This is a genomic window from Vibrio sp. E150_018 (assembly GCF_053544035.1).
In genome coordinates this window covers 151,254-163,101 of record NZ_JBHGNY010000004.1, presented here as the reverse complement: position 1 = coordinate 163,101, position 11,848 = coordinate 151,254, and the positions used below count along the sequence as shown (strand labels likewise).

General features: G+C 41.2%; 10 protein-coding genes. 3 read left to right on the top strand and 7 right to left on the bottom strand.

What is annotated here, in order from left to right:
• Positions 1–11: 11 nt before the first annotated feature.
• Positions 12–1,085: a 3-deoxy-7-phosphoheptulonate synthase gene (locus tag ACE3G9_RS07085; protein WP_417880157.1), complete on the bottom strand. Its 1,074-nt coding sequence runs from the start codon at positions 1,083–1,085 to the stop codon at positions 12–14.
• Between the two features lie 210 nt (positions 1,086–1,295).
• On the opposite strand from ACE3G9_RS07085, the gene ACE3G9_RS07080 reads away from it, so the two are divergent.
• Together ACE3G9_RS07080 and btsR are read left to right on the top strand one after the other, a co-directional pair.
• Positions 1,296–2,975 (top strand): LytS/YhcK type 5TM receptor domain-containing protein, encoded by a 1,680-nt coding sequence (locus tag ACE3G9_RS07080; RefSeq protein ID WP_417880158.1) that lies wholly within the window; start codon positions 1,296–1,298, stop codon positions 2,973–2,975.
• Positions 2,976–2,985: 10 nt separating this feature from the next.
• Positions 2,986–3,720, top strand: a complete 735-nt coding sequence (btsR, locus tag ACE3G9_RS07075) for a two-component system response regulator BtsR (protein WP_449218785.1) — start codon at positions 2,986–2,988, stop codon at positions 3,718–3,720.
• A 197-nt stretch (positions 3,721–3,917) separates the two neighbouring features.
• Here the strand turns inward: btsR and ACE3G9_RS07070 are convergent, their stop codons facing one another.
• Entirely contained in the window at positions 3,918–5,702 is a 1,785-nt protein-coding gene (locus ACE3G9_RS07070; RefSeq protein WP_417880160.1) for a cation:proton antiporter, read from the bottom strand.
• A 45-nt stretch (positions 5,703–5,747) separates the two neighbouring features.
• Positions 5,748–6,095 carry a DUF2799 domain-containing protein gene (locus ACE3G9_RS07065; RefSeq protein WP_449218794.1) on the bottom strand — a complete coding sequence of 116 codons (348 nt, stop codon included), beginning with the start codon at positions 6,093–6,095 and terminating at the stop codon, positions 5,748–5,750.
• 258 nt (positions 6,096–6,353) lie between these two features.
• Between ACE3G9_RS07065 and ACE3G9_RS07060 the strand changes: the two genes are divergently transcribed.
• The gene (locus tag ACE3G9_RS07060; protein WP_449218784.1) at positions 6,354–7,844 is read left to right on the top strand and encodes a carbon starvation CstA family protein; all 1,491 of its coding nucleotides are present in this window, start codon (positions 6,354–6,356) and stop codon (positions 7,842–7,844) included.
• 421 nt (positions 7,845–8,265) lie between these two features.
• Here the strand turns inward: ACE3G9_RS07060 and ACE3G9_RS07055 are convergent, their stop codons facing one another.
• From ACE3G9_RS07055 to fkpB, 4 genes are all read right to left on the bottom strand, one after another.
• Positions 8,266–8,856 carry a DUF6236 family protein gene (locus ACE3G9_RS07055; protein ID WP_449218783.1) on the bottom strand — a complete coding sequence of 197 codons (591 nt, stop codon included), beginning with the start codon at positions 8,854–8,856 and terminating at the stop codon, positions 8,266–8,268.
• A gap of 81 nt (positions 8,857–8,937) precedes the next feature.
• Positions 8,938–9,123: a hypothetical protein gene (locus tag ACE3G9_RS07050; protein ID WP_449218782.1), complete on the bottom strand. Its 186-nt coding sequence runs from the start codon at positions 9,121–9,123 to the stop codon at positions 8,938–8,940.
• A 1,133-nt stretch (positions 9,124–10,256) separates the two neighbouring features.
• Positions 10,257–11,213 carry a 4-hydroxy-3-methylbut-2-enyl diphosphate reductase gene (gene ispH, locus ACE3G9_RS07045; protein ID WP_449218781.1) on the bottom strand — a complete coding sequence of 319 codons (957 nt, stop codon included), beginning with the start codon at positions 11,211–11,213 and terminating at the stop codon, positions 10,257–10,259.
• Positions 11,214–11,295: 82 nt separating this feature from the next.
• Positions 11,296–11,724 carry an FKBP-type peptidyl-prolyl cis-trans isomerase gene (fkpB, locus tag ACE3G9_RS07040; protein WP_449218780.1) on the bottom strand — a complete coding sequence of 143 codons (429 nt, stop codon included), beginning with the start codon at positions 11,722–11,724 and terminating at the stop codon, positions 11,296–11,298.
• Between the last annotated feature and the right edge of the window lie 124 nt (positions 11,725–11,848).

Sequence of the window (11,848 nt, the reverse complement as noted above, 5' to 3'; positions counted from 1 at the left end):
AACCCTCTACTCTACCCTTTTAAGCGCTTTTGTAAAAACGGAACTAATTCTTTATGTGCATGACGTAACAAGGTTTCGGTAGTCTCCCAACTAATACAAGCATCGGTAATCGATACCCCGTATTGCATTTCAGACAATGGAATATCAGAACCTTGATTGCCTTCATTAATATGGCTTTCAATCATTAGACCAATAATCGACTTATTGCCTTCGCGAATTTGATGAATCACATCTTCTGCCACTAATGGCTGACGACGATAATCTTTACGTGAGTTGGCATGACTACAATCAACCATCAGTGCGGCATCTAACCCATGTTTCGCCATCTCTTGTTCACACTCATTCACCGACACTGAATCGTAGTTGGTTTGCTTGCCGCCACGTAGAATCACATGACCATTACCATTACCTTGGGTTGTCAGAAGTGCGACTTGACCATCACTATCAATGCCCATAAAACGGTGGCTAGAAGAAGCGGCTTGCATCGCATTAATGGCCGTACTTAAACTGCCATCGGTGCCATTTTTAAAACCAACCGGAACCGATAAGCCACTGGCCATTTCACGGTGAGTTTGAGACTCGGTAGTACGCGCGCCTATTGCAGCCCAGCTAAATGTATCGCCAAGGTATTGAGGACTGATTGGATCCAGCGCTTCTGTCGCTAATGGAATTTCCATTTCGGCTAAATCAACCAATAGCTGACGAGCAATATGCAGGCCTTGTTCAATATCGAATGAATTATCCAAATGCGGATCGTTAATCAGACCTTTCCAACCAACAGTAGTACGTGGCTTTTCAAAGTAAACACGCATCACTAGGTAAATTTGATCATCCAGTTGAGCTGATAATGCTTTAAGACGTTTTGCGTATTCTTTAGCTGCATCGATGTCATGAATTGAACACGGACCACAAACAACAAGCAAACGGTGATCTTTCTTATGTATAATGTTAGAAATAGTTTGACGTGATGATTGGATAAACTGACGAGCATTCTCGCTTAATGGAATTTTGTTTTTTAATTCATTCGGCGTGATAATGACTTGTTCATCGCTGATATTGATATTGCTTAATTCGCTTTTGTACATAATGTCACCTGTAAAAAATTTAATACACCGTATATCTGAGTCAACTCTCAGTGCTTGATAAATCCAAATTAACAGTATTAACTAACTTTGCAAGCATCACTATCCTGAAAACTACAACACCTAGAACTGTAAAGCAAAATAAACACATGTAATTTTAATTTTACATAAAGGCAATATCATTTACTTTAGCCTATGAGCTATAAAGGTACTATGGACTTAATACTTTCTCTACTTCAACAAATGTGCGTCTACCTAGTGTTAGCCTACATGCTCAGTAAAACGCCGATCTTTTTACCAATGTTGAACATTTCCTCTCGCTTATCTCATAAGTTCAGTTGCTATGTTTTATTCTCATTATTTTGCATAATGGGAACCTACTTTGGTTTACATATCAATGATGCTATAGCCAATACTCGAGCTATTGGCGCAGTGATGGGTGGACTATTTGGCGGCCCAATTGTTGGCTTTGCAGTAGGCTTTACTGGTGGAATTCATCGTTATAGTTTAGGTGGATTCACCGATATAGCTTGTGCTATTTCAACCACCGCAGAAGGGTTAATTGGCGGACTACTACACCTTTATCTAGTAAAAAAAGACAAAACTGAACAACTATTTAATCCGATCATTGTATTGTCGATTACTTTTGTTGCCGAAGCAGCCCAAATGCTGATCATCATCTCCGTCGCCAAACCATTTGATCAAGCTTATGCCCTTGTGTCCAATATTGCTGCACCAATGATCATTGCTAATTGTGTGGGCGCAGCACTGTTTGTCAGCATCTTGCAGGATCGAAAAACCATCTATGAGAAATACTCGGCCACTTTTTCTCGTCGTGCATTAACTATTGCTGAGCGCAGTGTCGGAATTTGGAGTTCAGGCTTTAATTCAACCAATGCAAAAAAAATTGTTCGAATTATTTATGAGGAAACCAATGTAGGTGCGGTAGCTATTACTGATAAAGATAAGATCTTAGCTTTTATCGGCCTTGGCGATGATCACCATAAACCGAATACGCCGATCTCTTCTGATTGCACCATTCAAGCGATGGAACAAAACAGAGTGATGTACCTCGATGGACGAGAAGCGCCTTACCAGTGCTCACTATCATCAAGCTGTAAACTAGGTTCTGTTTTAGTGATCCCATTAAGAGTCGGTAAAGAAGTGATTGGAACAATTAAACTTTATGAACCGAAACGTAAACTGCTGTCTAATATTAACCGTTCAATGGGAGAAGGGATTGCGCAACTACTCTCGAGCCAAATTCTGTATAACGATTTTAAGCGTCAACAAGCATTATTGAGTCAGGCTGAAATTAAATTATTACAAGCTCAAGTAAACCCGCACTTTTTATTTAATGCGCTCAATACTATCAGTGCAATTATTCGTCGCGATCCCAATAAAGCACGAGAACTGATTCAACACCTTTCTCACTTCTTTAGAAGCAACTTAAAACAGAACATAGAAACCGTTACCTTTAAAGAAGAACTAGCACATGTGAACGCCTATCTCACCATTGAAAAAGCCCGTTTTACCGATCGCTTGGAAGTAGAAATTAATATTGATGAGGCATTGCTTGAAAAATCATTACCGAGTTTTACCCTACAACCTTTAGTGGAAAATGCGATTAAACACGGTGTTTCGAATAAACTGGAAGGTGGTAAAATCCGCATTGTAAGCCAACAAAATTCACTCGGTTATCGAATCGTAGTGGAAGATAATGCAGGTAGTTTTATTCCACCACAACCCACTCATGAAGGCTTGGGAATGGAAATTGTTGATAAGCGTTTGACCAACCATTTTGGTCCAACTGCCGCCTTGCAAACCCATTGTCATAAAGATCAATTTACTCGCATGAGTTTTGTAATCCCTTACGAAAAAATTGGTCAATAAAGGATAGCCAATGTTAACTGCAATTGTCATTGATGATGAACTATTTGCTCGTGAAGAGCTCACCGAACTATTACAAGAAACCGGTCAGGTAGAAGTGATTGCCCAAGCGAGTAATGCTATTGAAGGCTTAAAGCAAATCTATAGCTTAAAACCTGAAGCCGTTTTCGTTGATATTCAAATGCCGCAAGTCAGCGGCATTGAATTACTCGGTATGCTTGATCCCGACACCATGCCGCACGTTATTTTTGTCACCGCATTTGACCAATATGCCATTCAAGCTTTTGAAGATAATGCTTTTGACTACCTCCTAAAACCGGTCGACCCTAAGCGACTCGAGAAAAGCATTCAACGTTTGCTCAAAGCGGGACAAAATAAAGAAGCATTACACACTCAAGCCCAAATTGAAGCCCTGACACCAAAGCGCTTACAACAAGTACCTTGCATGGGCCACAACCGGATCATGATCATTTCATTACAAGAGATCGAATCGGCATTTAGCGATCTTTCTGGTGTTCATATTCAAACCGCCCAGCAAACCGCCACCAGCCAATTAACACTAAAAACATTGGAAGAGAAAACAGAGTTATTACGCTGCCATCGCCAGTATTTGATCAACACACAAAAAATCAAAGAGATCAAACTACTCGATAACGGTTTAGGCGAAGTAACTACCCAAAGTGGACAAATAGTTCCCATTAGCCGTCGCTATTTAAAACCACTGAAAGAAGAGTTGGGAATAGTGTAAACACAGGTACCTAGTAACGAGTTCCTAGATTTGCTTCGCTGCTAGAAAGAGCATGGTAGTTACGAGTAGCGTGAACGCTTCGCTTAGTGTTACGAGAAAAACTTTCCATGTTTTCCGAAAAACGTTTCTCGGTATTCGTGACTCGACAGTATTTCCGAGCCACGAGAAACGAAGTGCTCTAGCTACGAGATTCGAACCTATTCTTTTATCAAACTCACCACGGTCCACCCTTCTTCCGTCGTATGAGTACTATCGTTAGAAAGAATATGAATATTACCTTTAGGATCAACGGTAAACAACGATAGACGGTGGCCATCGACGTATTTCATCACATAATCTTGCCACTTAAATTCAGCGGTTAATTTAGTGTGTTTGATTTCAGCACCTTGGTTAATCAGGCTCGCCAGTTTTTTATAACTCACATCATCGCCTAGCAAAGTTCTGCCATGCTTTTCTTCTACAAGACGATGCTTTTCGTGCTGATTTTCTTTGCTTTTGCCATTTAAGAAAAACACTCGGCGCTCGCTAAATTCAGTCATGAAATATTTTGCTACCACGACATTAAAGTGCTTATCTGGCGTCACCGCGATCAAATTACCAATGCCGATTAAATCTAAATATTCCTCTGCATGACTGGAAATTGGGTTGCCGTAGTAGGTTTCTAACCCTTGCATACGCGCTTTACGGATGTACTCCCAATTAGAATCTGTAATAACGATTCGATAGCCATATTTTTGTAAAGCAATCGCGAAGGTTCGACCGACATCATTCGCCCCGACAATCAAGAAGCCCCTCGGCGAAGGCTCAGATAAGCTCAGTGTATTGGCTAATGGCCTAGCAGTAATACTTTGCAGTACCACGGTTCCCACAATCACCATAAAGGTTAACGGAACCAGCAAGCTCGCCCCTTCAACCCCCGCATCAACTAACTTAATGGCAAATAGTGACGAAATAGATGCGGCAACAATGCCTCGTGGCGCCACCCAAGCGATAAAGAATTTCTCTTTAAAATTAAGACTGCTGCCAATAGTGGCAATAAAAATCGCAATAGGGCGTGACACCAATTGTATTGCAGCAAACAGTACCGCAGAAGCGACACCTAAAGTGGCAAAGTCTGCTAACTCCATTCGAGCGGAAAGCATTAAAAATAAACCAGAAATCAATAAGATGGTTAGATTTTCTTTAAAATGCAGAATATTCTGAATATTGACGCCTTTGGCATTCGCAAGCCACATCCCCATCACGGTGACCGACAATAAGCCTGACTCGGACTCCAGAGCATTAGAAACCGCAAATACGCCGAGTACTAAGGTTAACACGGCAAATGGTTGCAAATACTCAGGTAATAAACGGCGTTTTAATATCTGCGCCAATAACATTCCCGCTAAGCCGCCGAGTACGATGCCGATCAATAAGATCAAACCGAACACATGCAAACTGTGCATCTTGCTACTAGAAACAATAAACTCATACACGATCACGATAAATAGCGCGCCAATTGGATCAATGAGAATCCCTTCCCAACGCAATATGTTAGCCAGCTTAGATTTTGGCCTTACCGTGCGTAGGAGTGGCACCACTACTGTTGGGCCCGTCACCACAGTCAAACTACCGAATAACAACGCCAACGGCCAACTAAAGTCAAGTAAATAGAAGGTAAATACACTGGTCATCGCCCAAGTCATTAACGCCCCGATAGTGACAATGTTGATCACGGTTCGGTTTACTTCGCGGATCTCTTTGAGATTAAGCGTCAAACTCCCTTCAAATAAGATCACCGCAACGGCTAAGGAGATAAGAGGAAAAAGCAGATCGCCGAACATTTCATTCGGTTGAAAGAGATGCGTAATCGGGCCAATAATAAAGCCGGCAATCAATAGAAATAAAATCGCTGGCAACTTCATTCGCCATGCAAGCCATTGGCACCCTAGCCCTACTACCCCAACAGCGGCCAGCATTAAACCTAGATCTTCAGTGAGCATCAAACATACTACCTATTATTAACTATTCACAAATATTCGATAACATTAGTTATTCATCTGACTATCATTCCAACCGCGTTGCCATTCCATACGAAACTTTTGTGAATCTGGGGTTCCTTCACACACGCCTTCATAGTAATTGCCGCTTAACCCGATTTGGTAAGCATGATTAGGGTTGCAGTATTCATTGATGCCTTTTAAGTAACCATCGACATAATCATTAATATTTACTTTGCTAAAGTCTTGAAAATCTCCCGCGGTACGGTGCTGCTTACCTTTAATGCCATCAGAATAACCAACCGCATTCCAATCACCCGCTTCGGCATAATCTTCTGCTGTGCTAGTACAAGCAACCACTAAAAGGAGACCTGCTACTACACTCATATTTTTCATCCACTTCTTCACTTGAGCTTGATTCATTGATATTTCCTTCTGTTCATCACACTGATATTTATCACAACTATTACACAGGTCACATTTAAAACAAATCAGAAAAGCACCGATAAGTTAACAATAAAACCACTTATTAGGTGTAATGACCGTTCAATTTTATATGCGACCACTCATCAAAAGGTTAAATGCTTGTTACTAAAGCTGGGATTATTATGTATGTCGTACTCCTCACCCCTCTTATTGAACAGGACAATAATTATGATGATGTTCCTTTTTTGTGTAGCCGCATTGATTGCTGGTTACTTTATTTACGGAGCTTTCGTTGAAAAAGTTTTCGGCATTAATCAAAACCGTACTACTCCGGCTTACTCTAAGCAAGATGGCGTCGATTATGTCCCAATGTCGAACAAGAAAGTTTACCTGGTTCAACTATTAAACATTGCTGGTGTCGGCCCAATTTTCGGCCCAATCATGGGTGCCCTTTACGGCCCAGCGGCAATGCTTTGGATTGTTTTAGGCTGCATCTTTGCTGGTGCGGTTCACGATTATTTCTCTGGTATGCTTTCTATCCGTAACGGTGGTGCTTCGGTTCCATCGATTACCGGTCGCTATCTAGGTAAAGGTGCGAAACACTTCATGAATGTGTTTGCGATTATTTTACTGCTATTAGTCGGCGTGGTATTTGTTTCCGCGCCAGCAGGCATGATCAGCAACCTAGTGAACGAGCAAACCAGTGCGACCGTTTCAATGGGCACTATGGTTGTGATTATCTTTGCTTATTATATTGTAGCGACTATCGTTCCAATCGATAAAATCATTGGTCGTTTTTATCCTCTATTCGGCTTCTTGTTAATTTTCATGTCTGTTGGCTTAATTAGTGCAATCGCATTTTCAAGTGACCAAGCTATTCTTGCTGGCTATAAATTTAGCGACATGTTCACCAATATGAACCCACACGATCTACCACTATGGCCGGCCCTATTCATTACCATTGCTTGTGGTGCGATTTCAGGTTTCCATGCCACTCAGTCACCTCTAATGGCTCGTTGCTTGGAAAATGAAAAGAACGGTCGTTTCGTATTCTTTGGTGCCATGATTGGTGAAGGTATTATCGCACTAATCTGGTGTGCGGTTGCGTTGTCATTCTTTGGTTCAATGGATGCACTAGGCGAAGCGGTGAAACACGGTGGCCCAGGTAATGTCGTTTACTCATCATCATTTGGTTTACTTGGCGTATTCGGTGGCGTCATTGCTTTCCTAGGTGTGGTAATTCTTCCTATCACCTCTGGCGATACCGCCTTCCGTTCTAGCCGTTTGATCCTTGCTGAATATTTCAACATGGAACAAAAAACACTAAAAAGCCGCTTACTAATGGCACTTCCATTATTTGTTATCGGCGGCATTTTGACTCAAGTAGACTTCGGCATCATCTGGCGCTACTTCGGTTTTGCTAACCAAATGACCGCAGTAATGATGTTATGGACGGCTTCAGCTTACCTACTACGCTTTAACAAGTTACACTGGATCACGACTATTCCTGCCATGTTTATGACGACGGTATGTATTACCTTTATCTTAAACAGCAGCACGCTAGGCTTTGGTTTAGACATGCAAATCTCAACCATCATTGGTGTAGTGGCGATGCTATTCATCACCGGCTATGTAATTAAAATATCGAAAGGCAAAGGCGACCCAGAATTCGACCAAGCTGAAGAAGATAAGTTAAACGCGAAACCTAAGACGGTGTAAGCGTTACTCGGAAGCTCGTGACTAGAGCGCGTTGCTTCTCGGAAAAGATAAAAACCGATAGTTGAGAGACTGTCGGTTTTTTTACTATCGGTGACTCGGATGCTTCGCATTTCGTTTCTCGGATCTCGAAAAAGGAAAGCTGATGGTTGAAAGACTGTCGGTTTTTTTGTATATGAAGAATGGTTGATAAGGCACTTACGGTTAGTGATTTTTAGTTAATTAGGTATCATTTGGGACAAAAATGAATCGATCCGGCCCCGTAATCCCGCACATGAGCCTAGGCGAAGAAGATGCGGGATCTGGCTTTTAAACATAATTTGAGCTAGAGAGATGGTGGTCATATTAAATTCGATGATAAGAGATGACTCCATGTGGGGTGAAAATTTTGCTAAAAATTAATTATTGACACCATAGTCGTTTGTTATACGAGCTCTTTCTGGATACTCGAAAGATAGGCAAAATGTTTGTACTCAACGGGTATGTTACGTCCAACGCCCAATTCGCGATAGCTAAATTTCAGCGCACAAGCCCCTAGAGCTGCCACATTAATCCCTTGCATGTATGGCTGATAATTTTCTGGTAAATAACCATTACCTAGCATCATGGCATTACTTACACCAAACCACGGGTCTGTGGCTATTGCTGTTAAGGAACGCTTAACTCTTTTAAAGCCAGTTTCTTTCATAACGCGATTGAAATCATTTAAATCACGATGAAGTTTATTAATTGCTTTGTTCTTTCGTTTAGGTATGTCTTGGCTCGTAACTACAGTATCTACAATTGAATCCATAGCATCACGTAACGCTAAAAGCTCTGGCAACCTTTTATTCTTAAAGTCAATAACTTCAGGAAGAGGGACGTCACCGGTTGGAATTTGGATAGCATTATACAATTCAAACTCTAAACATCCTTGTGTTTTTGCATATTGCTGAGGAACAATTAATTGATCCGTTGGCTGGGCAATACTCCACTCTTCATTTTCAACTTTATTGTTTTCTTCGTAAGCAGCCATTTGAGTTGCTAGTGGTAAAAATCCATTTTGATCACCTCGTAATTCACGAAATCGTACGGTTGTAGATTTAGCAATCCCTTCCTAAATGAGAAAGTCAACATCCTGACCACCACCAATATGAATCATATTGTTTGTTGGATAATCTATCTTGTCCCAAAAAAGAAGGTAATTTCTGAGATTTATAGGCTCGACAGAGCCATTCATTTGTAATCCATGCCCATCATTCAAAATTGAATAATTTGGAGTAATTATTATACCGCGTTCCATTTAGCCTCCTGCTCGTATAACAATTTAATAGACGGAAAAAATCCGTATAGTATTTCCGTCTATCTTCTCAGTCACTTTTTTAAACAGCAAGCTAAAGAACTAAATTAATTCATAAAATATGAATTCGCCTCATATTGATTCAACATAAAATGCGGAAACAATCCGTATAGTTCACCAAGGTTAACTCATGGTAAAGAGCTGTGGATTTACTCAGTATCTAGAACTAAGCGAAAACTAGATCTATTGTTCATACATACCTAGCTTTTCTAACTAAAAATCCAATTGTTCTAATTTCAAACTATGCAGAATTAGTAACATTTAGCATGAGAAAATATATGGAAAAAGATAATCATTGTAGAACTTGTAGTGTTACTGGCTAACTCAATTCGGGGCATAAATAAGTCACTCACATCAACCCTCCCCGCCCTCCCTTGGCTATACATCTTGATGCCAAGTATTTTTCGTTGGTAAAGGGAGGGAGTTATTTGTGATCGCTTGTTGTTTAATGGTATTAGCGTAAAAAAACACTGTAAATATTCAGCGCGTGATAAGTAGATTCCTGCTCTCGCTTAGGCTCGGCTGGAATGACGCTCTAATAATGTGTGGTGAATCTTGGGTAGATATTGCAACTGCAAGCGACAAAGACTAGCTCTTCCCCTTGATAGATGAAGCCACTTGGCAGCAGAAGTCGATATAAGGGGAAGCGGGGATAGGGTTGGTTAAGCAAAATACTTTGGGGTACAAATAAACTACTCACATCAACCCTCCCTTAGCTGTAAATCTGATGCCAAGTATTTTTCATTGGTTAAGAGAGGGCGTTATTTGTGATCGCTTGTTACATAATGGTATCTGCCTAAATATATTTCAAATATTCAGCGCGTGATAAGTAGATTCCTGCTCTCGCTTAGGCTCGGCTGGAATGACGCTCTAATAATGTGCGGTGAATTTTGAGTCTCAAGATAATAAGGGAGATCGTGAACTGCGTTCGTCCCTCACTATTCAGTGATGACAATTTTTCAAAATAGAATAACCTAAAAAACAAAAAGGCCGCTAGGCTTTCATCTAGCGACCTTATTTGATTTTGTCTCGAACTATCTCTTCCGAGCAACGAGAAACGTCTTTACCGCTCCCCGCTACTCTACATTCTTAATTTGCAGCTCTTTTGGCACTTCAAAGAACATATTTTCTTCGCGGCCTAGTACTTCTTCTACATCACGTCCGCCAAGTTCTTTAATGCGCTCGATGATTTGATGGACGAGTTCTTCAGGAGCCGATGCACCTGCGGTAACGCCGACTTTCGTTTTACCATCAAACCAAGCTGGATTAATGTCTTCAGGGCAATCGGTGAGATAACCAGGCGTGCCCAGTTTTTCCGATAGCTCTTTCAGGCGTGTTGAGTTTGACGAGTTTTTCGAGCCTACGACGACCATCACATCAACACTACCAGCCAAAATACGGACTGCGTCTTGACGGTTTTGAGTGGCGTAACAAATGTCATCTTTACGCGGCCCTTGAATTTCTGGGAAGGTTTTACGGAGCGCATCAATCACATCAGAGGTTTCATCAACCGAAAGTGTCGTTTGGCTAACGTAATGTAAGTGAGTAGGATCTTTTACTACTAGTTTAGCGACATCTTCTGGACGCTCTACTAGGTACATACCACCCGTTTCGCTGGCGTATTGCCCCATAGTGCCTTCGACTTCTGGGTGTCCAGCATGACCGATCAATACGACTTCCATATTACGGCGACTCGCGCGAGCCACTTCCATATGAACTTTCGTTACTAAAGGACAAGTTGCATCAAAAACTGTTAACTGGCGATCTTTTGCTTCTTGGCGAACCGCTTGAGAAACACCATGTGCTGAGAAAATAACAATATTGTCATCAGGCACTTCAGACAATTCTTCAACAAACACTGCGCCACGCTGTTTTAAACCTTCAACCACGAAACGATTGTGCACCACTTCATGACGAACATAAATTGGCGGCTGATACATTTCTAATGCACGTTCAACAATACTGATCGCACGGTCTACACCAGCACAGAAGCCACGTGGATTGGCTAACAAAATTTTCATGTCTTGGGTCATATCTTTGATCACTTAAGCGGCAAGGAATGGCGCTATTCTACCGATAACGTTTTTACAGGCAACTATTATCCCTAAATGTCAGCTATTCTACTGCTAAAATTTCTACGTCAAAAACCACGTCTTGGCCGACAAGTGGATGATTAAAGTCAACCTTTACCGATTCACCTGTAACTTCGGAAATAATGCCCGGAATTTCCATGCCATCTCGGCCATTAAACGCCATGATAGTGCCGACCTCTAACTCTTGACCATTAAAGCGATTTTTATCCATATATTGAATAAAATCTGGGTTCGGCTCACCAAAAGCATCTTTGGCTTCAAGCTTTATCGCTTTGCTTTCACCGCTCGTTAAACCGATAAGGCAAGTTTCAAAGTTAGGGCTTAAACTACCATCACCCATCGTAAATTTAGCCGCTTTTCCCATATTATGAGTACTATCGGCTACCGAGCCATCTTTCAGCTTAATGGTAAAATGCAAAGTAACCGTACTATCTTCTGTAATTATCGACACATTAAATCCTTGTAGTCATTGAAATTTCGCCTAGGAACTAGGAACTAGGAACTAGGAACTAAATTATATAAAAAAGCGCCACTGGAAAACCAATGGCGCTTTTAAACTGAGGCTTGAGTAACGA

What these genes read in the sequence shown, in the direction of transcription:
- ACE3G9_RS07085 (WP_417880157.1), bottom strand. Translation starts at nt 1,085, where the DNA reads ATGTACAAAAGCGAATTAAGCAATATCAATATCAGCGATGAACAAGTC.
- ACE3G9_RS07080 (WP_417880158.1), top strand. Translation starts at nt 1,296, where the DNA reads ATGGACTTAATACTTTCTCTACTTCAACAAATGTGCGTCTACCTAGTG.
- btsR (WP_449218785.1), top strand. Translation starts at nt 2,986, where the DNA reads ATGTTAACTGCAATTGTCATTGATGATGAACTATTTGCTCGTGAAGAG.
- ACE3G9_RS07070 (WP_417880160.1), bottom strand. Translation starts at nt 5,702, where the DNA reads ATGCTCACTGAAGATCTAGGTTTAATGCTGGCCGCTGTTGGGGTAGTA.
- ACE3G9_RS07065 (WP_449218794.1), bottom strand. Translation starts at nt 6,095, where the DNA reads ATGAAAAATATGAGTGTAGTAGCAGGTCTCCTTTTAGTGGTTGCTTGT.
- ACE3G9_RS07060 (WP_449218784.1), top strand. Translation starts at nt 6,354, where the DNA reads ATGATGATGTTCCTTTTTTGTGTAGCCGCATTGATTGCTGGTTACTTT.
- ACE3G9_RS07055 (WP_449218783.1), bottom strand. Translation starts at nt 8,856, where the DNA reads ATGGCTGCTTACGAAGAAAACAATAAAGTTGAAAATGAAGAGTGGAGT.
- ACE3G9_RS07050 (WP_449218782.1), bottom strand. Translation starts at nt 9,123, where the DNA reads ATGGAACGCGGTATAATAATTACTCCAAATTATTCAATTTTGAATGAT.
- ispH (WP_449218781.1), bottom strand. Translation starts at nt 11,213, where the DNA reads ATGACCCAAGACATGAAAATTTTGTTAGCCAATCCACGTGGCTTCTGT.